The organism is Arthrobacter sp. Y3221048 (genome assembly GCF_059092685.1).
On sequence record NZ_JBNHHX010000006.1, the window covers coordinates 52,857 to 76,610 of the forward strand.

Annotated in this window: 19 protein-coding genes; 14 read left to right on the top strand and 5 right to left on the bottom strand. The window is 68.9% G+C overall.

Annotated features, from left to right (window positions below; all coding sequences use genetic code 11):
• Window positions 1-75: 75 nt before the first annotated feature.
• From secD to AC5RVS_RS16145, 3 genes are all read left to right on the top strand, one after another.
• Window positions 76-1,803, top strand: a complete 1,728-nt coding sequence (gene secD, locus AC5RVS_RS16135) for a protein translocase subunit SecD (protein WP_493987109.1) — start codon at window positions 76-78, stop codon at window positions 1,801-1,803.
• Window positions 1,804-2,799 (top strand): protein translocase subunit SecF, encoded by a 996-nt coding sequence (secF, locus tag AC5RVS_RS16140; protein WP_494108891.1) that lies wholly within the window; start codon window positions 1,804-1,806, stop codon window positions 2,797-2,799.
• A gap of 280 nt (window positions 2,800-3,079) precedes the next feature.
• Complete coding sequence (locus AC5RVS_RS16145; RefSeq protein WP_493987529.1) at window positions 3,080-5,290, top strand: RelA/SpoT family protein; 2,211 nt, start codon at window positions 3,080-3,082, stop codon at window positions 5,288-5,290.
• Between the two features lie 56 nt (window positions 5,291-5,346).
• On the opposite strand, the gene AC5RVS_RS16150 is transcribed toward AC5RVS_RS16145, so the two are convergent.
• The 3 genes from AC5RVS_RS16150 to AC5RVS_RS16160 form a co-directional block, all read right to left on the bottom strand.
• Window positions 5,347-5,958 (bottom strand): type IV toxin-antitoxin system AbiEi family antitoxin, encoded by a 612-nt coding sequence (locus AC5RVS_RS16150; protein ID WP_494108892.1) that lies wholly within the window; start codon window positions 5,956-5,958, stop codon window positions 5,347-5,349.
• A 98-nt stretch (window positions 5,959-6,056) separates the two neighbouring features.
• Window positions 6,057-7,778, bottom strand: a complete 1,722-nt coding sequence (locus tag AC5RVS_RS16155) for a DUF349 domain-containing protein (RefSeq protein ID WP_494108893.1) — start codon at window positions 7,776-7,778, stop codon at window positions 6,057-6,059.
• Window positions 7,779-7,840: 62 nt separating this feature from the next.
• A complete protein-coding gene (locus AC5RVS_RS16160; protein ID WP_494108894.1) occupies window positions 7,841-8,632 on the bottom strand; it encodes a peptidylprolyl isomerase in 792 nt (263 codons plus the stop codon).
• A 195-nt stretch (window positions 8,633-8,827) separates the two neighbouring features.
• Between AC5RVS_RS16160 and hisS the strand changes: the two genes are divergently transcribed.
• Window positions 8,828-10,177 (top strand): histidine--tRNA ligase, encoded by a 1,350-nt coding sequence (gene hisS / locus AC5RVS_RS16165; protein WP_493987114.1) that lies wholly within the window; start codon window positions 8,828-8,830, stop codon window positions 10,175-10,177.
• A 42-nt stretch (window positions 10,178-10,219) separates the two neighbouring features.
• Here hisS and AC5RVS_RS16170 read toward each other — a convergent pair whose 3' ends face one another.
• Window positions 10,220-11,470 (bottom strand): APC family permease, encoded by a 1,251-nt coding sequence (locus tag AC5RVS_RS16170; RefSeq protein ID WP_494108895.1) that lies wholly within the window; start codon window positions 11,468-11,470, stop codon window positions 10,220-10,222.
• Between the two features lie 212 nt (window positions 11,471-11,682).
• Between AC5RVS_RS16170 and aspS the strand changes: the two genes are divergently transcribed.
• The 3 genes from aspS (at window position 11,683) to AC5RVS_RS16185 (ending at window position 15,647) form a co-directional block, all read left to right on the top strand.
• Window positions 11,683-13,479, top strand: coding sequence for an aspartate--tRNA ligase (aspS, locus tag AC5RVS_RS16175; protein WP_494108896.1), 1,797 nt, complete (start codon window positions 11,683-11,685; stop codon window positions 13,477-13,479).
• Between the two features lie 83 nt (window positions 13,480-13,562).
• Window positions 13,563-14,180, top strand: a complete 618-nt coding sequence (locus tag AC5RVS_RS16180) for a GNAT family N-acetyltransferase (RefSeq protein ID WP_494108897.1) — start codon at window positions 13,563-13,565, stop codon at window positions 14,178-14,180.
• Window positions 14,181-14,228: 48 nt separating this feature from the next.
• Window positions 14,229-15,647 carry a replication-associated recombination protein A gene (locus AC5RVS_RS16185; RefSeq protein WP_493987118.1) on the top strand — a complete coding sequence of 473 codons (1,419 nt, stop codon included), beginning with the start codon at window positions 14,229-14,231 and terminating at the stop codon, window positions 15,645-15,647.
• Between the two features lie 25 nt (window positions 15,648-15,672).
• Here AC5RVS_RS16185 and dtd read toward each other — a convergent pair whose 3' ends face one another.
• Window positions 15,673-16,125 (bottom strand): D-aminoacyl-tRNA deacylase, encoded by a 453-nt coding sequence (dtd, locus tag AC5RVS_RS16190; RefSeq protein WP_493987119.1) that lies wholly within the window; start codon window positions 16,123-16,125, stop codon window positions 15,673-15,675.
• A gap of 332 nt (window positions 16,126-16,457) precedes the next feature.
• Here dtd and rpsD point away from each other — a divergent pair, with 332 nt between their 5' ends.
• The 7 genes from rpsD (at window position 16,458) to AC5RVS_RS16225 (ending at window position 23,750) form a co-directional block, all read left to right on the top strand.
• Window positions 16,458-17,084: a 30S ribosomal protein S4 gene (gene rpsD / locus AC5RVS_RS16195; RefSeq protein ID WP_493987120.1), complete on the top strand. Its 627-nt coding sequence runs from the start codon at window positions 16,458-16,460 to the stop codon at window positions 17,082-17,084.
• A gap of 250 nt (window positions 17,085-17,334) precedes the next feature.
• Window positions 17,335-17,718, top strand: coding sequence for a DUF948 domain-containing protein (locus tag AC5RVS_RS16200; RefSeq protein ID WP_493987121.1), 384 nt, complete (start codon window positions 17,335-17,337; stop codon window positions 17,716-17,718).
• Between the two features lie 19 nt (window positions 17,719-17,737).
• Window positions 17,738-17,971 carry a DUF6167 family protein gene (locus tag AC5RVS_RS16205; protein WP_494108898.1) on the top strand — a complete coding sequence of 78 codons (234 nt, stop codon included), beginning with the start codon at window positions 17,738-17,740 and terminating at the stop codon, window positions 17,969-17,971.
• Between the two features lie 76 nt (window positions 17,972-18,047).
• Window positions 18,048-20,726, top strand: coding sequence for an alanine--tRNA ligase (gene alaS, locus AC5RVS_RS16210; protein ID WP_494108899.1), 2,679 nt, complete (start codon window positions 18,048-18,050; stop codon window positions 20,724-20,726).
• Window positions 20,727-20,734: 8 nt separating this feature from the next.
• A complete protein-coding gene (gene ruvX / locus AC5RVS_RS16215) occupies window positions 20,735-21,307 on the top strand; it encodes a Holliday junction resolvase RuvX (RefSeq protein ID WP_494108900.1) in 573 nt (190 codons plus the stop codon).
• Window positions 21,304-22,839 (top strand): endolytic transglycosylase MltG, encoded by a 1,536-nt coding sequence (mltG, locus tag AC5RVS_RS16220; protein WP_494108901.1) that lies wholly within the window; start codon window positions 21,304-21,306, stop codon window positions 22,837-22,839. Before ruvX ends, mltG begins: the two co-directional genes overlap by 4 nt.
• Complete coding sequence (locus AC5RVS_RS16225; protein ID WP_494108997.1) at window positions 22,836-23,750, top strand: shikimate dehydrogenase; 915 nt, start codon at window positions 22,836-22,838, stop codon at window positions 23,748-23,750. The genes mltG and AC5RVS_RS16225 overlap by 4 nt, the downstream gene beginning before the upstream one ends.
• Window positions 23,751-23,754 lie beyond the last annotated feature (4 nt).

A 23,754-nucleotide genomic window follows, 5' to 3' on the forward strand; every position in this document is an offset into this window, starting at 1 on the left:
GGGGCATGCCCCGCCACTTCGCCATGTACCGGCCGGTACCGCCGGCCGACTGAGCCGATGAGAGAAAGATCTTCCATGGCACGAACCGGTTCCACCAGCATCGCGCGGCGGACACTTATCTGGCTCGGTGTGCTCCTTGCCGCCGGCACCGTCATCCTGGGCAGCGGTGTGTTCACCGGCCAGGCGAGCTGGGCGCCCAAGCTGGCGCTCGACCTCGAGGGCGGCACCCAGATGATCCTGGCTCCGCAGGTCCAGGGCGGCGGGGGCGAGATCACCGCCGAGCAACTCAACCAGGCCGTGGAGATCATCCGCCAGCGCGTCGACGGTTCCGGCGTGGCGGAAGCGGAGATCACCACCCAGTCCGGCCGCAACGTGGTGGTCAGCCTGCCCGGTGTCCCGGACCAGCGGACCCGCGAACTGATCCAGGCTTCGGCCGCCATGGAATTCCGGCCGGTACTCACCGTTGCGCCCGGTTCCGCCGTCCCGGAAGAAGAGCGGACGCCGGAAGCTGACCTTCCGGAACCGGCTGCCGCCCCGGAGAACGCCAGCGACATGAACTGGATCACCCCGGAGCTCTACCAGGAGTTCGAGGCGCTCGAATGCCTGGATCCGGCTGCAGCGGACGAGGAGACCGGGCCTGCCGACCCGGCCAAGCCGATGGTCGCCTGCGAACCGGACACCGGCATGAAGTACATCCTGGGCCCGGTGGAGGTGCCCGGCACGGATATCGTCGACTCCAGCTTTGGCCAGGTGCGCGGCACCCAGGGACAGACGCTGAACCAGTGGGCAGTGAACATCGAGTTCAACGGCGAGGGGACCGAAACCTTCAAGGCCGTGACCGAGCGGCTGTTCGGGCTCCCCGGCGCCCAAAACCAGTTCGCCATCGTGTTGGACGGCGAGGTAATTTCCGCCCCGACAACCAACGCTGTCATCCCGGACGGCAAGCCGCAGATCACCGGCAACTTCACGGAAGAATCTGCCCGTGTCCTCTCCGAACAGCTGAAGTACGGCGCGCTGCCGATCAGCTTCGAGATCCAGAGCGAACAGCAGATCTCCGCCACCTTGGGCGCCGACCAGTTGCGGATGGGCCTGTTCGCCGGACTCATCGGCCTGGTGCTGGTCGCCGCCTACTCGATCTTCCAGTACCGCATGCTCGGCCTCGTGACCATCGCGTCACTGGTGGTGGCCGGCATCATCACCTACCTGGCGATTGCAATCCTGGGTTGGACCGAAAACTACCGGCTGTCGTTGGCCGGCGTCGCCGGCCTGATCGTGGCGATCGGCCAGACGGCCGACTCGTTCATCGTCTACTTCGAACGTATCCGCGACGAACTGCGCGAGGGCCGGGGCCTGGTCTCGGCCGTGGATAACGGCTGGAAGCGTGCACGGCAAACCGTGCTGGCTTCCAAGGCAGTCAACTTGCTGGCCGCCGTCGTGCTCTACTTCGTGGCGGTGGGCAACGTGCGCGGTTTTGCGTTCACGCTGGGCCTGACCGCGGTGGCCGACCTCCTGGTGGTCTTCATGTTCACGCACCCGACCATGCAGCTGCTGGCGCGCACCAAGTTCTTCGGCGAGGGCCACCGGTTCTCCGGCCTGGATCCGCGCTTGCTGGATGCAGTGCCGCTGTACCGCGGGGCAGGGCGGATCCGCCAGCCCGGCGAACGCAAGGTGCCTGTGCGGGCCAAGAACGCCGCGGCGGCTGCCGAAGCCGACCGCCGCCAGACCATCGCCGAACGCCGGGCGGCCGAGAAGCAGCGCGCCACCAGCGGCGCGGGCCGCGGGTCCGACAAGGAGAGCAACTAAATGGCCAACTTTGCTAAGTGGGGCAACGATCTCTACACGGGCAAGCGCTCCTACGACTTTGTCTCCAAGTACAGGCTCTGGTTCGGCATTGCCGCCGCCGCGATCCTCCTGTCCATCGTGGTGCCGTTCGTCAAGGGCGGGTTCAACCTGGGCATCGATTTCCGCGGCGGTTCCGAGTTCACCGTTTCCAACGTGGAAAACACGGACGTCGGTCCCGGCGAGGCTGCCGTGGCCCAGGTCGCGGCGGATGCAGATCCCCGCGTGACCAACATCGCCCCGGGGACCATGCGGATCCAGACCGAGCGGCTGGACGACGACCAGACCCTGGAACTGCGCGACGCCCTGGTCGAAGCCTACGACGTCAATACCGACCAGGTGACGTCCTCGTTCGTCGGTCCTACCTGGGGTGCCGACGTGACCCGGCAGGCGATCTGGGGCCTCGTGGTGTTCGTTGTGCTGGCGGCGATCATGATGGCGCTGTACTTCCGGACCTGGAAGATGTCCGTCGCCGCGCTCAGCGGCCTGGTGGTGGTGCTCATTGTGACCGCCGGCATCTATTCGCTGAGCGACTTCGAGGTGACGCCCTCGGCCATCATCGGCTTCCTGACCATTTTGGGGTACTCGCTGTACGACACGGTGGTGGTCTTCGACAAGATCCGCGAGAACACGGAGGACCTGGACAAGTCCACCAAGAGGACCTTCGCGGAAGAGGTCAATCTCGCCGTGAACCAGACCCTGGTCCGGTCCATCAACACCTCCGTGGTCGCCGTCCTGCCGGTCGCCGCGATCTTGTTCATCGGCGCTTTCCTGCTCGGCGCCGGCACGTTGAAGGACGTCTCGCTGGCGCTGTTCATCGGCATCATCATCGGCACCGCCACGACCATCTTCATTGCGGCGCCGATGTACGCGCGGCTCCGGGCCAAGGAACCGGCGCTGCTCAAGCAGGCCAAGAAGGTGGAAGAACGGCGCCGCACCGAGGCCGCCCCCGCCGTATGACGCTGCAGCGGGGCGCCGGGGCCGCCGGACGGGCATAGAATGGTTTTTCCGGAACAGTGCTGGGCCGTGCGCCGCCCGCCGGCGGCTCAAGAGGCTGTAGCGTCGGTTCCAGGACCAATCGGGAAGGCGGGAAAGGTTGGCCGAACACCTTAGGTCGACGGACCAGGCCAGTGATGCCGGCGTGACACCGGATCCTGGTCCTTCCGTCGTGCCCGCGGCCGCCGAAGTCCCCGGTACCGCACCGGTCCGCCATGCCTTCCCGGGCCGCCGGGAACGGACGATGTCCCGGCTGGCCCGGCTGGCCGGACGGGGCGGCACCAGCTATTCGCCCATCCTGGAGCCGCTGCTGCGCACCGTCCGCGCCAACAACCCGCGCGAGGACTTCGACCTGATCCACCGCGCCTTCGTGGTGGCCGAGCGCAGCCACCGCGGGCAGAAACGCAAGAGCGGCGACCCGTACATCACGCACCCGGTCGCCGTGGCCACGATCCTTGCGGAACTGGGCATGACCGGCACCACGCTGGCTGCCGCCCTGCTGCACGACACGGTCGAAGACACCGAGTACACGCTCGCCGACCTGAAGGCGGAGTTCGGTCCCGAAATCGCGATGCTGGTCGACGGCGTCACCAAGCTGGACAAGGTGCAGTTCGGCGACGCGGCCCAGTCGGAGACCGTGCGCAAGATGGTCGTGGCGATGGCCAAGGACATCCGCGTCCTGGTGATCAAGCTGGCCGACCGGTTGCACAACGCCCGGACCTGGCGCTTTGTCTCCCCGGAGTCGTCGGCGAAGAAGGCCCGCGAGACCCTGGAGATCTTCGCCCCGCTGGCGCACCGGCTGGGCATGAACACCATCAAGTGGGAGCTGGAAGATCTCTCCTTCGCGGCCCTGCATCCAAAGGTCTATGAAGAGATCGTGCGGATGGTGGGGGAGCGCACTCCCGAACGCGAGAAGTACCTGACGACGCTGCGCACCAAGATCGGCGACGATCTGCGCGCCGTGAAGATCAAGGCCACGATCACCGGCCGGCCGAAGCACTACTACTCGATCTACCAGAAGATGATCGTGCGGGGCAAGGACTTCGACGATATCCACGACCTGATGGGTATCCGGGTGCTGGTGGACACGGTCCGCGACTGCTACGCGGCACTCGGGGCCCTGCATGCGCGCTGGAACCCGCTGCCCGGCCGGTTCAAAGACTACATCGCCATGCCCAAGTTCAACATGTACCAGTCGCTGCACACCACGGTGATCGGTCCGGGCGGCAAACCGGTGGAAATCCAGATCCGCACCCATGAAATGCATCGCCGCGCCGAGTACGGCGTCGCGGCCCACTGGAAGTACAAGGACATCGCCCGCGGCGGGACGGCCGACGGCGGTGACATGGGCTGGCTGCGCAGTTTGGTTGACTGGCAGCAGGAGACCAGCGACCCCGCCGAGTTCCTGGACTCCCTCCGGTTCGAAATCAACGCCAAGGAAGTCTTCGTCTTCACCCCCAAGGGCGAAGTCATGGCGCTGCCGGCCGGATCAACCCCGGTGGACTTCGCCTATGCCGTGCACACCGAGGTTGGCCACCGCACCATCGGTGCCCGGGTGAACGGCAAGCTGGTCCCGCTGAACAGCGAACTCAGCCACGGCGACTGGGTGGAGATCTTCACCTCCAAGGCGGAGGGCGCCGGTCCCAGCCAGGATTGGCAGGGCTTCGTCAAGAGCCCGCGGGCACGGAACAAGATCCGCCAGTGGTTCACCAAGGAGCGCCGCGAAGAGGCGATCGAGAAGGGCAAGGACCAGCTCACCCGCGCCATGCGGAAGCAGAACCTGCCGCTGCAGAAGATGATGACGCACGACGCGTTGATGTCGGTGGCGCAGGAACTTCACCATGCCGACGTATCAGCGCTGTACGCCGCCGTGGGCGACGGCCATACGTCCGCGCAGAACGTGATCGAGCACCTGGTCGGCCTGCTCGGCGGACGGGAAGCGGTGGAGGAGGCCGAGCCGTCCCTCCCGACGACGGTCAAGCGGCCGAAGCATCCGGACTCCGGCGTCACCGTCGTCGGCGTCGGCGACGTCTGGGTCAAGCTGGCCCGGTGCTGCACCCCGGTCCCGCCGGATCCCATCGTGGGGTTCGTCACCCGGGGCTCGGGCGTGTCGGTGCACCGCTCCGACTGCCGCAATGTGGCGGAGCTGCGGGAAAGCCCCGACCGGATCGTCGACGTCGCCTGGGCGCCCACGCAGTCCAGCGTGTTCCTGGTGGAAATCCAGGTCGAGGCGCTGGACCGCAAGAGCCTGCTCTCCGATGTCACCCGCGTGCTCGCCGAGAACCATGTCAACATCCTCTCCGCGACCGTGCACACCTCGAGCGACCGGCTGGCGATCTCGCGGTTCTCCTTCGAGATGGGCGACCCGAAGTACCTCAGCCATGTGCTCGGCGCGGTGCGGCGCATCGACGGCGTGTACGACGTGTACCGCAGCTCGGGGTCCCAGCGCCGCTGATCCGCCCGACGAGGGGGGAACGCCCCTCCGCGTCCCCCGGGAGAACGTTCCCGCTGTCAGGCTGCGCCCATCGCCGAGTCCAGGCGCTGCAGCGCCCGGGACTTGCCCGGCAGTCTCGGCCGGGCCTCGATTGCCTGCCGGATGGCGTCCAGCGGACAGCCGAGCCCGCTGGTTCCGGCCAGCGCCCTCAACACGGGGACAGCGTCCGGGTCCGGTGCGTGCAGGGCAACGTCCAGCGCGGTCCGCAGCGGTGTGCTGACCGGGACCCCGCCGATTGTCACGGTATCCAGGGGGCCCAGCGTCACTTCGTGGATCAGGGCAAGGCGGTACCGGCCCTGCGACGTGGTCCGGTGCCGGTGGTCCAGCAGCACCGAAAGTTTCTGCGGGGCCGGCGCGCAGCCGTAAACCCATGCCGCCGTCAGCCTCCCCAGCACCACTTTCCGGCGGACATGCTCGGGCAGGCTGTAGTACGCGGCGGCCGCGCGGTGCCGGGGTGTGATCTGGTCCCACGGCAGGGCGAACCCCGGACCATAGACGTTGACCAGGAGGCCGTCCAGCCGCATGCACTCGAGTTCGCTGCGGCTGAAGGGATGCCCCGGTCGGAGTACCGCCGGCGGGGCCTGGGCGTTACGTGCAGCCGCCGGGGCGGCGGGAGGTTGACGGGTCATGCCAGACAGCATGCCAAAACGGTCCGGGACAGCCGAAGGGCCCCGGGACGCTTTGTGGAAAGCGTTCCGGGGCCCTTCGGCTGTGTAGGGCTTACCCGCTAGGAGAAGTCCTCCGCAGAGCGCTGCAGCGTATCGAGCCACTGGCGGCGGGCATCCAGGGCCTCGCGGGCCTTGGCGATCCGCCGCTGGTCGCCGGCCTTTTCGGCCTGGGCCAGGTCATCCTCGAGCCCGACGATTGCCGACTCGAGCTGGGACAGCGCGCTGTTGGTGCGGGCCTTGGTCTCCGGGTTCGTCCGGCGCCAGTGGTCGTCGTCGGCGGCCTTCACCGCGTCCTCAACCTTGCGCAGGCCTGCCTCGATCCGCTGCATGTCACCGCGGGGGACCTTGCCGGCTTCCTCCCAACGGTCGCGGATGGACTGCAGGGCCTTCTTGGCTGCGGACAGGTCGGTCACCGGCAGCAGGGCCTGGGCCTCGGCGACCAGCGCCTCCTTGACCACCAGGTTGGCGGCGAACTCCTGGTCGATCGCCTCGTTGGCGGCCTGGCGCGCGGCGAAGAACTTGTCCTGCGCCGCCCGGAACCTCGCCCACAGCGCGTCGTCATCCTTGCGGCTGGCGCGCTTGGAAGCCTTCCAGTCGTCCATCAGCTTCCGGTACTCGGCCGCGGTGTGGCCCCAGTCGGTGGACGTCGAAAGCTCTTCGGCCCGGGCAATCAGGGCTTCCTTGGCGGCCTTTGCCGCCGCGTTGTCGCTGTCCAGCTGGCTGAAGAACGCGCGGCGGTGCCGGTCGAAGACCGTCCGTGCGGAGCGGAAGCGTTTCCACAGTGCGTCCTCGGTGCTGCGCCCCAGCCGGATGCCGTTCTTCTGGGCGGACTTCCACGCGTCGAAGAGTTCGTTCATGCGGGCGCTGCTGGTCTTCCACTGCACCGACGACGGGTCCTTGCCGGCGATCTCCTCGGCTTCGGCGACGATGGCTTCGCGGGCCGCCAGCTCGGCGGCACGCTGGGCTTCCTGGCTTGCCTTCTCGGCCTTCTGCAGCTCGCTGATGGCAGTGCCAAGTTCGGCCAGCCGGGACTCGAGCGCGGGCACGTCGCCCACCAGGTGGCGTTCGGCCACCTGGGCCTTCAGATGCTCAAGGGTCTTGTGCATGTCGTTGGAGGGAGCCTTGGCTTCCACCCGCTGTTCCAGCAGTGCCGCCTGGGCCGCGACGTCGTCGTACTTGCGCACGAAGTAGGCCAGCGCCTCGTCCTTGCTGGCGTCCGGGTACTGCCCGACCGGGTGCTCCTGTCCGTCGAGCAGCAGGAACACGTGGCCGTCGTCTGTAATTCGCGCCCACTTGGACGCTTCGGACAGCGGCGTGGAGGCGACCGCCGGAACGGGGATGACCTGCTGTGCGGGAGCGGCGGCAGCAATCTTTCCCGGCATGGCCGCCGGCGTGGGCTTGGGGCCCGGGGCGGGCTTCGGGACCGGTTTGCCCGCCGGTTGCGGCGCGCTGGAGGAGGGCCCGGGCGCGGCCGGCGACTTTTCCTCGGTGGCCGGCCGCTCCGCGGCGGGCGGGGGCTGGGTAGCTGCGGGCCCGCCAGCCTCCGGCGCCTGTTCAGCCGGTGCAGCCTCCGGCGCCTGTTCAGCCGGTGCAGCAGCCTCCGGAGCCTGCACAGCCGGTGCCACCTCCGGCGCCTGCACAGCCTCTTCGGCAGGAGCCTGGCCCGCTGCCGGAACGCTTGCGGCTTGGTCGATCGGGGCCTGTTCCGCTGCCGGACCGGTTGCGGTCTGTTCGGTTTCGGCGGTCTGGGCTGCTTCGTCGGATTGCTGACTGGGTGTCACCGCTAGAACTCTTTCGCTTGTGCCTGGTGCCGCCTGTTCAGCGGCACCATCGTGGTGGGTGCTCACTGGAGGGTGAACGACTCTATTGTTACCGGTATCTTAGGCGGGCCGTCCTGGCTGTCGGCATCCTCGACGCCTCCGGCCGCGATCTGCTCGATGACGTCCAGCCCTTCGGTTACCTTACCCATAATCGTGTAGCCGCCGGTATCCTGCGGGATCGTCGAATCTTTCCACGCAATGAAGAACTGCGTCCCGTTGCTGTAGGTATCAGCACCGCGGGCGACGGCAATAGTGCCGGCCGGATACACACCGTCTTCGGGGGTGTTCTCCACCGGGCCCCACTGGTATGCGGGATCGCCGCTGCCGGCCCCGTCCACGGAACCGCACTGCAAAACGCCCATGCTGGCGGCGGTGGTGAGCCGGTGGCAGGTCTTGCCCTCGAAGAAACCGTCCCGGGCCAGGGTGCTGAAGACCGCTGCCGCCTGGGGCGCCACGCTGCCGTCCAGTTCCACGCCGATGTCGCCCTCGTTCGTGGCGATCGTGCCGCTGAAGACCTTTCCCTCGGCGATCTCCGGCGACGGAATGTATGCCGCGTTGGCGGAGGGCTGCGGCGAGGCAACGCCTTGCGGGTCTTCGAGGCCTTGGCGGACCTGTTCCACCTCCGACGGAGTGGGGTTCGAGGCGAACACGGTCAACTGGACGATCACTCCACCGGCTACCAGGGCCGCCACGGCTGCGCCGCCGATAATGTTGTCGCGCTTGCGCCGCGCCGCCTGCTGCCGGCGCAGGTCGCGCTTGGCCTCCATCCGGGCAATGCGGCGCCGGGTTTCGCGGTCATGACGGCTCCGGGCCAAAGCTCCTCCTGGTCGTTGCAATGAACGGCTCCGCCCGACGTCGGGGCGTCGCCCGGCAGCGCGTTTGGTTCCGCTGCCGTGGCAGGCCTTAAACTGGTCCAGCAGCAAGTCTAGCGATCCAGTGCCGCCGCACTGCCGCCGGCTCCGATGCACCCGCCTCATCCTCACCCCTCATCTACTAGGAGATACGTCCGTATGGCACGCAAGGCCTCCCTGTCAGGCTTCCCGGAATGGCTTCCGCAGGAGAGGCTTGTGGAGCTGCATGTTCTGGATTCCCTGCGCCGGACGTTTGAGCTGCACGGCTTCTCCTCCATCGAGACCCGCGCCGTCGAAACCGTGGCCCAGCTGCTGCGCAAGGGCGAGATCGACAAAGAGGTTTATGGCCTGCACCGCCTGCAGGCCGACGAATCCGAGGGCAAGGCCGAGGACAAGCTGGCCCTGCACTTCGACCTCACGGTCCCGTTCGCGCGCTACGTCGTGGAGAACGCCGGCCACCTGGCCTTCCCGTTCCGCCGCTACCAAATCCAAAAGGTCTGGCGGGGCGAGCGCCCGCAGGAGGGCCGGGCCCGTGAGTTCACCCAGGCGGACATCGACGTGGTGGGCGACGGCGAGCTGCCGTTCCGCTACGACGTGGAGCTGGCGTTGGTCATCGTCGAGGCCCTCAGCGCGCTACCCATCCCGGAGTTCAAGCTGCGCGTGAACAACCGGAAGCTGGCGGAAGGCTTCTACCGCGGCATCGGCCTGACGGATACCGCCGGGGTGCTGCGCAGCATCGACAAGTTGGAGAAGATCGGTCCCGAGAAGGTCGCCGCACTGCTCCAGGAAGAACTCGGCGCCACCGACGAACAGGCGCAGGCCGCCCTGAAGCTGGCGTCCATCCGCACCGAGGACACCTCCTTCGTGGACCAGGTGCGGGCGCTCGGTGTCCGGCACGAGCTGCTGGACACCGGTCTGGCCGAGCTGGAGGAAGTCATCGGCGAGGCGCACCGGCGCGCCCCGGGCAAGGTGCTGGCCGACCTGAGCATCGCCCGCGGCCTGGACTACTACACCGGCACCGTCTACGAAACCGTCCTGGTGGGCCACGAGCAGCTGGGCTCCATCTGCTCGGGAGGCCGCTACGACGCGCTGGCGGCCAAGGGCAACCGGACCTTTCCCGGCGTTGGCCTCTCCATCGGCGTAACTCGGCTGGTCATGCGGATCCTGGGGCAGGAGTTCGCCGTGGCGTCCCGCCAGGTGCCCACGACGGTGCTCGTCGCCCTGGCGAACGAGGACAGCTGGTCGCAGGCCCAGGACGTGGCGGGGGAGCTGCGTTCACGCGGCATCAGCGTGGAGGTGGCCGCGAAGGCGGACAAGTTCGGCAAGCAGATCAAGTACGCGGACCGCCGCGGCATCCCCTTCGTCTGGTTCACCTCGCTGGCCGACGACGGGAGCCTCAGCCACGAGGTCAAGGACATCCGCTCCGGAGACCAGGCCGCGGCTGATCCGGCGGTCTGGACCCCTCCGGCGGAGGACCTGGCCCCGCAGATCACCGCGGCCGCCCACTGACGGGGGCCGCCCACTGACGGGGGCTGCGGCTGCCGGCCCGGCTCAGGCGCCGGGACGGCGGCGGACCGGCGCCAGCGCCGCGCGGCCGACCACGCCCGCGCCGAGCACGGCCACCATCATCAGCACGGATGTGACCGGCAGGGTGAAGGCCAGCAGCAGGCAGCCGACCAGCCCTGCAACATTCAGCAGCTTCGGCGCGTGCCAGGGCCGCTCGTCGAGGGTCAGGGCGGCCGCATTGGTGACGCTGTAGTAAATCAGCACGCCGAAGCTGGAGAGCCCCACCACCGCGAGCACATCCTGGGTGAGCAGCAGGAAAATGACGACGGCGGCCACGACCAGGTCCGCCGCCCACGGAACCTTGAAACGGGTACCCACCGTGGCGAAGACGCGCGGCAGGTCGCCTTCGCGGGCCATGGCGAAGGTGGTCCGGCCGACGCCGGCGATCAGCGCCAGCAGGGCGCCTAGGCTGGCGAGGGCGGCGGCGATGGCCATGGCCGTGGTGCCCACGCCGCCTCCGACCTCCTCCATGACGGCGCGCAGCGGGGCTTCGCTCTCCGCCAGCAGTTCGGGTCCCAGATAGCGCAGCAGTCCCAGGCCGATCAGCATGTAGAGCACGAACGTAATCAGCAGCGCGGAGAAGATGGCCACGGGAATCAGCTTCTTCGGTTCGCGGATCTCTTCGCCCATGGTGGCGATCCTGGCGTAGCCGGCGAACGCGAAGAAGAACAGCCCCGCGGCCTGCAGCACGCCGTACGGCGACGCCGCGATCTGCCCGGCCGGAGCCCCGACCGGATCGGCGTCGAAGGCCACAACGATCGCGAAAACCAGCACGGCGGCCACGAACGCCACGATCCACCGGGTCACCCAGGCGGTCCGGGTGATGCCCAGCAGGTTGATCGAGGTCAGCACGACGACGGCGGCCACGGCGGCGGCGGTGGCATACTCCGGGAAAACGTAGAGGCCGAAGGTCAGTGCCATGGCCGCGCAGGAGGCAATCTTGCCGGTCACGAAGCTCCAGCCGGCCAGGAAGCCGGGCCATTCGCCCAGGCGCTTCCGTCCGTAGATATACGTGCCGCCGCTGGTGGGGTAGAGCATGGCCAGTTGCGCGCTGGCCGCCGCGTTGCAATAGGCCACAAACGCCGCGATGGCGAGTGCCAGCGGCAGCCAGGGACCGGCGGCGGCGGCTGCCGGACCGAACACCACGAAGACGCCGGCTCCGATCATGGATCCGACGCCCACGGTGGTCGCGTCGACTCCGCCCAGGCGGCGTTCCAGCGACGATTCACTACTCACGGTTGCTCCAGCTCCTTGCCCGCTGCGCCCCGGCGCGGACCGGCCGGTCCGGGCCATTTCCTGCCGCACGGCGGTAGTCGAGGTCCGGGGCGCGGCTTGATCAACGGTAAACTCGTCTACATCTCCACTCACCATAGCCGTACCCCGCCGCCGCACGAGGTAAACAGCGGGCGGCGAACAGATGAGCGAATCGTTCTACCGGAAGGACTGTTGTGCTGCGCACACACGACCTCGGCACCCTCAGGGCCGAGCACATCGGACAAACCGTTACCCTCGCCGGCTGGGTGGCCCGCCGCCGCGACCACGGTGGTGTGGCGTTCCTGGACCTGCGCGACGCCTCCGGTGTGGCGCAGGTGGTGGTCCGCGAGGAGGACGTGTTCCATTCGCTGCGCAATGAATACGTGCTGCAGATCAAGGGCACCGTGGAGAAGCGCCCGGAGGGCAACGAAAACCCGGCCCTCGCCACCGGTGAGGTGGAGGTGATGGCGGAGGACGTCGTCGTCCTCAACACCGCCGATCCGCTGCCGTTCCAGGTGGACGAGCATGTGGAGGTGGGCGAGGAAGCCCGCCTCAAGCACCGCTACCTGGACCTGCGCCGGCCGGGCCCCTCGAAGGCGCTGCGGCTGCGCTCGGAAGCCAACCGGGTGGCACGCGAGCTCCTGCACGGCGACGGATTCGTGGAGATCGAGACCCCGACGCTGACCCGCTCGACCCCGGAAGGCGCCCGCGACTTCCTGGTCCCGGCGCGCCTGGCCCCGGGGGCCTGGTATGCGCTGCCGCAGTCCCCGCAGCTGTTCAAGCAGTTGCTGCAGGTGGGCGGCTTCGAGAAGTACTACCAGATTGCCCGCTGCTACCGCGACGAGGACTTCCGGGCCGACCGCCAGCCGGAGTTCACCCAGCTGGATATCGAGGCCAGCTTCGTGGACCAGGACGACATCATCGCCCTCGGCGAGCGGATCGTCCAGGCCCTCTGGCGGCTGATCGGCGTCGAGATCACCGCGCCGATCCCGCGGATGACCTACGCCGAGGCGATGGACAAGTACGGTTCGGACAAGCCGGACCTGCGGTTCGGGCTGGAGCTGACCGAGCTGACCGAATTCTTCAAGGACACCACGTTCCGCGTCTTCCAGGCACCCTATGTGGGTGCCGTGGTGATGCCCGGCGGAGCCTCGCAGGCCCGCCGCACGCTGGATGCCTGGCAGGAATGGGCCAAGCAGCGCGGCGCCAAGGGCCTTGCCTACGTGCTGGTCCAGGAGGACGGGGAGCTGACCGGCCCGGTGGCCAAGAACCTCACCGACTTCGAGCGCGCGAACCTCGCGGACACCGTGGGCGCCAAGCCCGGCGACTGCATCTTCTTCGCCGCCGGCGACCGTGCCGCCTCCCGCGCGCTGCTGGGCGCGGCGCGCGTGGAGATCGGCCACCGCACCGGTTTGATCAACGAGGGCGACTGGGCGTTCGTCTGGGTGGTCGACGCGCCCATGTTCGAGCCCGCCGAAGCGGCCGTCGCCTCGGGCGACGTGGCGGTGGGCGGCGGCAAGTGGACGGCCGTGCACCACGCCTTCACCTCGCCCAAGCCGGAATTCATGGACACCTTCGACACCGACCCGGAGTCCGCGCTGTCTTACGCCTACGACATCGTCTGCAACGGCAACGAAATCGGCGGCGGCTCCATCCGTATCCACAAGCGGGACCTGCAGGAACGCGTGTTCAAGGTGATGGGCCTGGACAAGGAGTCCGCGCAGACCAAGTTCGGCTTCCTGCTGGAGGGCTTCAAGTACGGCGCCCCGCCGCACGGCGGCATCGCCTTCGGCTGGGACCGCGTGGTTGCCCTGCTGGCCGGCGAGGAGTCCATCCGCGAGGTCATCGCCTTCCCGAAGACCGGCGGCGGCTACGACCCGCTGACCGCAGCGCCGGCACCCATCACGCCGCAGCAGCGCAAGGAAGCCGGCGTCGACGCCAAGCCGCAGCCCAAGGACGCGGCCAAGGAGGCCGGGGCCAAGGCGGAGTAGCCCGGGCACTTTAACCTCCCTGACGCACGATGGCGGGCGCGCACCTCTTGCGGTGCGTGCCCGCCGTGCTGTCTGCTGGGAGCATGCAGACAGCTACCGGTGCCGGCGTCGCCGTCGTCCCGGCAAACCGGGCCTCCTGGGACGACCTGCAGGCGGTTTTCGGTGCCCGCGGTGAAGCGGCCCGTTGCCAGTGCCAGTGGTTTCAGACGCCGGCGGCTCAATGGCGGGAGGAGCTGGTCGAGGACCGGGCTCTCCGGCTCCGGGCCGAGACCCGGTGCGGTGATCCCGCGGCCGGTTCCACCAGCGGCCTGGTGGCGTACCTGGACGGCGAACCGGCAGGCTGGTGCGCCGTGGAACCCCGGACGGCGTACCGGCGCCTGCGCACCAGCAGGGTGGTGTGGGCCGGCCGCGATGAAGACCCCGACGACGGGACGGTGTGGGCTGCGGTGTGTTTCACCACTCGGGCCGGCTTCCGGCGCCGCGGCGTCAGCCGGGCCCTGGTTTCCGCCGCCGTGAACTGGGCGAAGGAGAACGGCGCCCGCGCGATCGAGGGCTACCCGCTCATCCCCAAGCCCGGGCAGCGGCTGACGTGGGGCGAACTGTACGTGGGCAGCCACAGCATTTTCAGCGCGGCGGGTTTCCGCGAGGTCACCCGCCCGACGCCCCGCCGCGCGGTGATGCGGCTCGACTTCCAGGAGTAGGGCCGGGCGGTGCCCGGGGCGTCAGGGGGGAACGATAGCCTTGACCGTGTGAGTGACTTGTTCAGTGCGGCCGCAGGCGACGATGAAGACTACGACGGCGATGGCCGGGAACCGGTGTCCGACGGCGACGCCGGATCGGGGCGTCCGCGCAGCCCGCTGGCGGTCCGGATGCGGCCGCGGACGCTGGACGACGTAGTCGGCCAGCAGCACCTGCTCCAGTCGGGATCGCCGCTGCGGCTGCTGGCCGCCGGCGGTGCGGCCACCGGCCCGGCGGGGCCGTCGTCGGTGATCCTGTGGGGTCCGCCCGGCACCGGCAAGACCACGCTGGCGCACGTGATCGCCCGCGGCCCGGGCCGCAAGTTTGTGGAGCTCTCGGCGATCACCGCCGGCGTCAAGGACGTGCGCCGGGTGATGGACGAGGCGCTGACCGCCCGCGACCTGCACCGGATGACCACCGTGCTGTTCCTGGACGAGATCCACCGCTTCAACAAGGCGCAGCAGGACGCGCTGCTGCCCGGGGTCGAGAACCGCTGGGTGGTGCTGGTCGCCGCGACCACCGAGAACCCGTCGTTCTCCGTGGTCTCGCCGCTGCTGTCCCGCTCGCTGCTGCTGACGCTGAAGCCGCTGACCGCGGACGACGTCGAAGCCCTGCTGGTGCGCGCCGTGGCGGACGAGCGTGGGCTGGCCGGGCGCGTGGCCCTGAGCGATGAGGCGCTGGAACACCTGGTCCGGCTGGCCGCCGGCGATGCGCGCCGCGGCCTGACCGCGCTGGAGGCCGCCGCGGGAGTGGCCTGGGGCGAATCCGGCGGGACGGGCGAGGACGGCGCCCCGGTGCTCGTCGAGCTCGGCCACGCCGAGCGTGCGATGGACCGCGCCGCGCTGCGCTACGACCGCGCCGGCGACCAGCACTACGACATCACCAGCGCCTTCATCAAGTCGATGCGCGGTTCCGACGTGGACGCGGCGCTGCACTACATGGCCCGGATGCTGGAGGCGGGGGAGGACCCGCGGTTCGTGGCCCGCCGGATCATCATCCATGCGTCCGAGGACGTCGGCATGGCGGACCCCACCGCGCTGCAGACAGCCGTCGCGGCCGCCCAGGCCGTGCAGCTGATCGGCATGCCCGAGGCCCGGCTGGTGCTGGCCCAGGCCGTGGTCCACATCGCGACCGCACCGAAGTCGCCGGCCTGCTACGCGGCGATCAACGCGGCAGTGGCGGACGTGCGCGCCGGGCGCGGCCAGGGAGTGCCCGTGCACCTGCGCGACTCCCACTACGCCGGCGCCAAGGGCATGGGCCACGGGAAGGGCTACGTCTACTCGCACGATGCCCCGCACGGGATCGCCACCCAGCAGTACGCACCCGACGACCTGGTGGGCCGAAACTACTACGAACCGACCACCAACGGGGCGGAACGGGAAATTTCCCCCCGGGTGGACCGGCTGCGGAAGATCATCCGCGGCGAATAACGACGGCGGCGCCCGCCTGCGCGGCTTAATCTCGGCGCGGCTTGCCGAAGTCCTCCGTGTCCAGGCTGATGGTGAACGGGCCGGAATTCACCAGCTCCAGCTCCATCATCGCGCCGAAGACCCCGGTTTCCACCCGCGCGCCGAGCACCCGCAGCGCCGCCACGAAGTCCTCCACCAAGGGCTCGCCGACCGCCGCCGGGGCGGCCGCCGACCAGGACGGCCGCCGGCCGCGGCGCGTATCGGCGTACAGGGTGAACTGGCTGACGACCAGCAGCGGGGCGCCGGCCGTGGCGCAGGACTGCTCGTCGTCGAGGATCCGCAGCTGCCAGGTCTTCTGCGCCAGCGCCACGGCGTCGTCCGGGGTGTCGGTGTGCGTGGCGCCGACCAGCACCACCAGTCCGGGACCGGGCAGGGCGCCCACCACGGCGCCGTCGACACTGACGCTGGCGCGGCTGGCGCGCTGCAGAATGGCTCGCATGGACCCAGCCTAGGCAAAAGCCGCCCCTCCACACGAACGGCGGGGCCGAAGCCGACGACGGGTGCTGCCCGCCCGCGGACGGAGGGACCACCGAGTGACGGCAGCCCGCGGACCGTGCCCACCCGAAGCGTGCGGCACCAACCCAGGCTGCTGCTAGAATGGTTGGCTGACTGGCAAGCCGTTCTTCACGCGCCGTCAAACCCCGGATCAAATCAGAGGTGGGGCGAGACGCGTGCCGCGAACGGACTGTAGCTGAAGGTAGCGGTTGACCAACGCTCTCCGATACATGGAGGCCAGCAAACCATTGCACCGCACATAACTGGAAGGACATCGTGGCTAACAACACACGAGCCCGCCGCAAGGTCCGCATTTCGCGTGCCCTTGGCATTGCCCTGACGCCCAAGGCTGAGAAGTACATGGAGCGTCGTCCGTACGGCCCCGGCCAGCACGGACGCGCCCGCCGCAAGCAGGACAGTGACTACGCCGTACGTCTGCGCGAGAAGCAGCGTCTGCGTGCCCAGTACGGCATCCGCGAAGCACAGATGACCCGTGTCTTCGAGGAAGCCCGCAACACCGCCGGCCTGACCGGTGAAAACCTGATCGAGCTGCTGGAAATGCGTCTTGACGCCCTGGTGCTGCGTGCCGGCTTTGCCCGCACGATTTCCCAGGCCCGCCAGCTGGTGGTGCACCGCCACATCATGGTTGACGGCAAGCGCGTGGACCGCCCGTCCTTCCGCGTTTCCGAAGGCCAGCTGATCCACGTGCACGAGCGCTCCGAGAAGATGCCCCCGTTCCAAGTGGCAGCTGCCGGCGCTCACCGCGACGTGCTCCCCAACGTTCCGGCGTACCTGGATGTCGCTCTGGAGAAGCTGCAGGCCCGCCTGGTCCGCCGCCCCAAGCGCTCCGAGGTCCCCGTGACCTGCGAAGAGCAGCTGGTGGTCGAATACTACGCTCGCTAGGCCCGTTGTCCCGGGCGTGAAACCCCGGGACCGCACCTGCGAGATGCCGCCCCCGTGCGCGGGGGCGGCGCTGAACAGCCCGCGGCATCGGCCGCGGGCTGTTCAGTAGGTAAGGTGTTGTCAGTGGCGGGACGGTGCCTGCGTCAGGTGCGCCCCGCCGTCGTTAGCCGGACCCGCAGCGGATGGCCCGCCCACGCTGCGCGCGGAACCGGAGTACGCCGTTAACCAACAATGAGGAGCGTTTGAGCCCATGTCAGGTGGAGATATCGCCGGTCTGATCGCCGCGGGCGTGTTCGCGGTGCTGGTGGCCATTTTGGCCATACCGGTCTGGAAGCTCGGCAAGGTGTTTGACGAACTGCGCCAGGCAATCCGGGAGATCAGCGACGGCACCACGCCGCTAATCGGCGAAGTCACCACCACGGTGAGCACCACCAACGAACAGCTCAGGAAGGTCGACGGGATTTCCAACCACGTCTCGGACGCCTCCGCCAACGTGTCGGCCCTGACCTCGCTGGTCTCCGCGACCCTGGGCTCGCCCCTGATCAAGGTGGCCGCTTTCTCCTACGGCGTGCGCAGCGCCTTTAATTCCGCCGGCAAGGGCGCGCCCGAGGGCAAGCGCCGCCGCGGCCGCTAACCGGGAAAGAGGAACCGATATGAAGCGAATGATCTGGATGGCCGCCGGTGCTGCGATCGGCGTGCTCGCGGTGCGCAAGGTGTCCCAAACGCGTGACGCGTTGGGTCCGGCGGGACTGAACCGTGCCTTGGCGCAGGTGGCCGACTCCGTGGCCAACTTTGCCGACGCGGTCCGCGACGGCATGCAGGAACGTGAAACCGACCTGCGCCTGGCCCTCGGCATCGATTCCGCCGCCGACGTCCGCAAGCGATAAGTTTTTCTACGGTCACCGAAGCCGCAGCCCGGCCCCCACAACCGTTTTGCACCCCGGAAGGTAAGACACAGGCACCATGAAATCCCATGAGATTGTCCGCCGCTGGCTCGACTTCTTCGAGAAGAAGGGCCATTCCGTGGTCCCCTCGGCGTCCCTGGTGTCGCCGGATCCCTCGCTGCTGTTCACCGTGGCCGGCATGGTGCCGTTCATCCCGTACCTGACCGCCCGCGAGACGCCGCCGTACCCGCGCGCCACCAGCGTGCAGAAGTGCATCCGCACTGCGGACATTGAAGAAGTCGGCAAGACCGTTCGGCACGGCACGTTCTTCCAGATGTGCGGCAACTTCTCGTTCGGCGACTACTTCAAGGAACAGGCCATCGCGATGGCCTGGGAACTGCTGACCAGCCCGGTGGAGCAGGGCGGCTACGGCCTGCCGCCGGAGAAGCTCTGGATCACCGTGTACGAAGAGGACGAGGAAGCACTGGCCATCTGGCGCGACCAGGTGGGCGTCCCGGCCGAGCGGATCCAGAAGTCCGGCAAGAAGGACAACTACTGGTCCACCGGCCAGCCCGGCCCGGCCGGCCCCTGCTCGGAAATCTTCTACGACCGGGGCCCGGAGTACGGGATCGAGGGCGGCCCGATCGCCGACGAGACCCGCTACATCGAGATCTGGAACCTGGTCTTCATGCAGTACCAGCGCGGTGCGGGCATCGGCAAGGAAGACTTCGAGATTTTGGGCGAATTGCCGCAGAAGAACATCGACACCGGATTGGGCATGGAACGCCTCGCGATGATCCTGCAGGGCGTGGAGAACATGTACGAGACGGACCAGGTCCGCCCCGTGCTGGACAAGGCCGCGGAGATCTCCGGCAAGGAGTACACAAGCGCCGAGTCCGACGACGACCCGCACCACGGCGACGATGTGCGCCTGCGGGTGGTGGCCGACCACATCCGCTCCGCCCTGATGCTGATTGCCGACGGCGTGACCCCCTCCAACGAGGGCCGCGGCTATGTGCTGCGCCGGCTGATCCGCCGGGCCGTGCGCGCCATGCGCCTGCTCGGCGTGGAACGCGCCTGCCTGCCGGACCTGCTGCCGGTCTCCCGGGACGCGATGAAGGGCACATACCCGGAAGTGGCCGACGACTTCGAGCGGATCAGCCGGATTGCCTACGCCGAAGAGAAGGCGTTCCTGCGCACCATTGCCTCCGGCACCGCCCGGCTCGAAGAGGCCGTGAAGGAATCCAAGGCTGCCGCGAAGCCGATCTCCGGCGAGGACGCTTTCACCCTGCACGACACCTACGGCTTCCCGATCGACCTGACCCTCGAGATGGCCGAGGAAGCCGGCCTGCAGGTGGACGAGGCCGGATTCCGGTCGCTGATGGCCGAACAGCGCCAGCGCGCCCAGGCCGATGCCCGCGGCAAGAAGCTGGGCCACGCCGACGTGACCGTCTTCCGCGAGATGCTCGCCGATGGCGAGACCGTCTTCACCGGCTACGACGAACTCACCACCGAATCGACGGTGCGCGGCATCGTCCGCGGCGGCGAAGTGCGCGGTTTCGCCGGCCAGGGCGAGGAAATCGAACTGGTGTTGGAAGCCACCCCGTTCTACGCCGAGGCCGGCGGTCAGGCCGCGGACGTCGGACTGATCACCGGCGACGGGTTCGTGGTCGAGGTGCTCGACGTCCAGAGGCCCGTCAGGGGCCTGAGCGTGCACAAGGCCGTGGTGCGCGAGGGCGAACTGCCCTCCGGCGCCAAGGTGCAGGCCGCCGTCGACGCCCAGCGCCGCCAGGCCGGCGAGCAGGCGCACACCGGCACGCACATCGTCCATGCGGCCCTGCACCAGATCCTGGGCCCGGAGGCGCTGCAGCGCGGTTCCTTCAACAAGGCCGGCTACCTGCGCTTCGATTTCTCCTGGGGCGAGGGCCTCTCCGACGCCGCCAAGTCGGAGGTCGAAGAGGTCTCGAACCTGGCCATCCGCAACAACTTCGAGGTCCAGACCCGCATCATGCCGCTGGCCCAGGCCCGCGAGCTGGGCGCCATGGCGCTGTTCGGCGAGGCCTACGGGGACACCGTGCGCGTGGTGGAGATCGACGGGGCATGGTCCCGCGAGCTCTGCGGCGGAACCCACGTGGAGGCCACCTCGCAGATCGGTTCGCTGACCCTGCTGGGCGAGGCATCGGTTGGCTCGGGGAACCGGCGCGTGGAGGCATTCGTGGGCATGGAGGCCTTCCGCCACATGGCCGCCGAGCGCGCGCTGGTGAACGAACTCTCCGAAATGCTCAAGGTGCCGGGAGCCCAGCTGCCCGAGCGGATCGCCGCCACCCTGGCCAAGCTCAAGTCCGTGGAGAAGGAGCTGGACAAGCTCCGCAAGGAACAGCTGGCCGCCTCGGCTGCTTCGCTGGTGGTCCAGGCCCAGGACGTGGCAGGAGTGCGGCTGCTGGCGCACAATGCCGGCGAACTCAGCGGCGCCGACGACCTGCGCAGCCTGGCCCTGGACCTGCGGACGCGGCTGGGCTCCGACCCGGTCACCGTGGCGATGACGGGAGTGGCCAACGGCCGGCCCCTGATCCTGGTGGCCACCAATGAGGCCGCCCGTGCCGCCGGCGTGAAGGCCGGCGCCCTGGTCAAGACCGCTGCGGGAGTGCTGGGCGGCGGAGGCGGCGGCAAGGACGACGTCGCGCAGGGCGGCGGGTCCGATGCCACCAAGATCGACGAGGCACTGGCCGCCGTGACGGCCGCGGTCGCCAACCGCTAGGGCGTCCGGTGTCTGTTCCCGATTATCCGCGCGGCACCAAACTCGGTGTCGACGTCGGTGCGGTGCGCGTGGGCGTGGCCAGTTGTGATCCGGACGGGATCCTGGCCACCCCGGTGCGCACCCTGAAACGCGATGCCAAGAAAGACAGCGACGTCAGGGTCCTGGTGCGTGAAGCCGCCGAGCGGAAGGCCGTGCAGGTGTTCGTCGGGCTTCCTCGAACGCTTTCGGGCGGGGACTCGGCCTCCACGGAAATGGCCCGCGGCTACGCCCGGAAGCTGGCCGCAGCCCTGGCCGGGGCGGGGTCGGCTGCCCGGGTCAACCTGATCGACGAGCGCCTGACTACCGTGGCTGCGCACCGCGGACTGCGGGAGGCTGGCATGGATACGCGTCAACATCGTAAAGTAGTTGATCAGGTAGCTGCGGTGGGTATACTGCAGCAGGCTATTGACATGCAACGGGCCCAAGGGCAGGACGTGGGGACACCTGTCGCACCGCCCGCCGGCAGCCATGTGCCGGATGCCAGCCATGAGGAGCCGACGATTTCGCACGGACATGACCGAAGCGGGGACCCCGGGACATGAGCAAGCACCCCGACGACTGGAACAACCTGCCATCCCGGCGCGCCGCGCGCGGCCGCCAGGCCGCTGACCCGCGCTTCGATGACACCGTCCCGCCGTACTGGGACGACGACGCTGTGCCCGAATGGGAGGAAGCGCCCGCGGACGAGGCCTGGCCCGAGCCGCCCGCCCGCCCCGCCGCAGCCGCGTCGCCGGTTCCTCCCGGGCGGAACGAGCCTGCCCCCGGCCTCCGGGACGAGCAGGCCCCCGCCGGCTGGGACGAGCCTGCCGCCGCCTGGCACGAACCGGAGCCGGTTACCGTCGTCCACCAGCAGATCCCTGCCGCGGACGGCGAAGCGGAGCAGGACTGGGACGTGGCCGACGACACCGGCGTGAATCAGGACGACGGACAGATCTACCACGACGGCCGGCTGGACTTTTTCGAGGATGAGCCGGCGCCCGGCCGCAAGGGCAAGCCCCGCAGCAAGCAGAAGGCGCGCCGCCGGCGCAACACGATCATGCTGGTGGTGTTCGCGGTCTTCGCCGCCGGCCTGGTCGGCGTCGTGCTGTTCCTGCAGAACCTGCTCGGCATGGGCGGCGGTCCCGAAGACTATGCCGGCCCCGGGGAGGGGCAGGTGACCTTCACCGTGGAACAAGGGGCCGGTCCGCTGGCCATCGCCGGTTCACTGGTGGAGAAGGACATCGTTTCCAACAGCGAAATCTTCCTGGGCGAGCTGGCCAGCCAGGCGAACGGACGCGAGGTCCAGCCCGGCGACTACCAGATGCAGTACAAGCTGCCGGCCGCGGACGCGGCCGCCATCCTGCTCGCGGACGTGGGGGAGAAGGTTTCTTACGTTGCCATTAACCGCACCTGGCGTCAGGACGAGGTCTTCGACGCCCTGAGCAAGGGCACGAAGATCCCGGCCTCCGAGTTCGCGGAGCTGGCCAAGAATCCGCAGCAGTTCGGGTTGCCGGAGGACGCACGGAACCTGGAAGGGTACCTGTTCCCCGGAGAGTACCGCTGGCCGCTGGACGCCACCGCGGAGGACATCATCGCGGAACTGGTCGCCAACGCCAAGGAGCGGCTGACCAGTGACGGCATCACCGACCCGCAGGATCAGTTCCGGGTGCTGACCATCGCCAGCATCATCGAAGCCGAGGCCGGCGAGGCCGACTACGCCAAGGTCGCCGGGGCCATCCAGAACCGGCTGAAGCCTGACAACACCGAAACGAACGGCCTGATCCAGTCCGACGCCACGGTCACGTACGGGCTGGGCCGGAAGGGCTACGACATCACGCCCGAGGAAAAGGCCGACAAGTCGAACCCGTACAACACCTACGCGCACACCGGGCTGCCGGCCGGGCCGATCAACTCGCCCGGCGGACCTGCCATCGACGCGGCCGCCAACCCGGCCGACGTGCCCTACTACTACTGGGTGACGGTCAACCTGGACACCGGCGAGACCAAGTTCGCTGAGACGCTGGCAGAGCACAACGCGTACACCAAGGAATACCAGCAGTGGTGCAGCGAGCAGGAAGAGGGCCGGTGCAGTTGACCGCCCGTCCCGCGGACGGCGGGCCTGCCGGGAGGCAACCCGCTTCCCGGCAGCTCCAGGCGGCGGTGCTTGGTCATCCGATCGGCCACTCGCGGTCGCCTGCCCTGCACCGCGCCGCCTATGAGCTCATCGGCTTCGACTGCAGCTACCGGGCCATCGACGTCACGGCGGACCGCGTGCCGCAGTTCGTGCAGGGGCTGCGCGCGGAACGGGACTGGGCCGGGTTGTCGGTGACCATGCCGCTGAAGGCCGCCATGGTCGGCCAGATGGACCGGGTCAGCGAACTCGTGGACCTGCTGGGAGTGCTCAACACCGTGGTTCCCGAGTACGACGGCGAGGGACGCGTGACGCTCTCCGGTCACAACACCGACGTGGCAGGCATCGTCGGCGCCCTGCGCCACGGCGGTGTCGCAGAGGGCGTGCCGGCAGTGATCCTCGGCGGCGGCGGCACCGCCGCAGCGGCCGCCGCCGCGCTGGCGGACCTGAAACCGTCCGAGGTGACCCTGTGCCTGCGGAACCCGGACAGCGCCGGGAGCGTGCAAGGCATCGCCCGCCACTTCGGCCTGCCGCTGCGGGTGGCCGGGTGGGACCAGGCCACCACCGTGCTGCGGCGGGCCGGGACAGTGGTCTGCACGCTGCCGCCGCGGGCCGCCGACTCCCTGGCCGCGGAGCTGGCGGCGGAGGCCGGAACGGACCGGAGCGGCCGCGTGTTGCTCGACGTCGCCTACGATCCCTGGCCCAGCGAACTGGCGGCCGTCTGGCAGCGCCACGGCGGGTCGGTGGTCCATGGGTTGGAAATGCTGATCTACCAGGCCGTGGAGCAGGTGCGCCTGTTCGCCGGCGATCGCTTCACCAACGCCGCCGAAGTCACAAATGTGATGTGTGACGCGGTAGGTGCACCGCGGCGCTAAACAG

What these genes read in the sequence shown, in the direction of transcription:
- dtd (WP_493987119.1), bottom strand. Translation starts at nt 16,125, where the DNA reads ATGCGAGCCATTCTGCAGCGCGCCAGCCGCGCCAGCGTCAGTGTCGAC.
- alaS (WP_494108899.1), top strand. Translation starts at nt 18,048, where the DNA reads ATGAAATCCCATGAGATTGTCCGCCGCTGGCTCGACTTCTTCGAGAAG.
- AC5RVS_RS16205 (WP_494108898.1), top strand. Translation starts at nt 17,738, where the DNA reads ATGAAGCGAATGATCTGGATGGCCGCCGGTGCTGCGATCGGCGTGCTC.
- mltG (WP_494108901.1), top strand. Translation starts at nt 21,304, where the DNA reads ATGAGCAAGCACCCCGACGACTGGAACAACCTGCCATCCCGGCGCGCC.
- secD (WP_493987109.1), top strand. Translation starts at nt 76, where the DNA reads ATGGCACGAACCGGTTCCACCAGCATCGCGCGGCGGACACTTATCTGG.
- hisS (WP_493987114.1), top strand. Translation starts at nt 8,828, where the DNA reads ATGGCACGCAAGGCCTCCCTGTCAGGCTTCCCGGAATGGCTTCCGCAG.
- AC5RVS_RS16180 (WP_494108897.1), top strand. Translation starts at nt 13,563, where the DNA reads ATGCAGACAGCTACCGGTGCCGGCGTCGCCGTCGTCCCGGCAAACCGG.
- AC5RVS_RS16200 (WP_493987121.1), top strand. Translation starts at nt 17,335, where the DNA reads ATGTCAGGTGGAGATATCGCCGGTCTGATCGCCGCGGGCGTGTTCGCG.
- AC5RVS_RS16145 (WP_493987529.1), top strand. Translation starts at nt 3,080, where the DNA reads ATGTCCCGGCTGGCCCGGCTGGCCGGACGGGGCGGCACCAGCTATTCG.
- AC5RVS_RS16150 (WP_494108892.1), bottom strand. Translation starts at nt 5,958, where the DNA reads ATGACCCGTCAACCTCCCGCCGCCCCGGCGGCTGCACGTAACGCCCAG.
- secF (WP_494108891.1), top strand. Translation starts at nt 1,804, where the DNA reads ATGGCCAACTTTGCTAAGTGGGGCAACGATCTCTACACGGGCAAGCGC.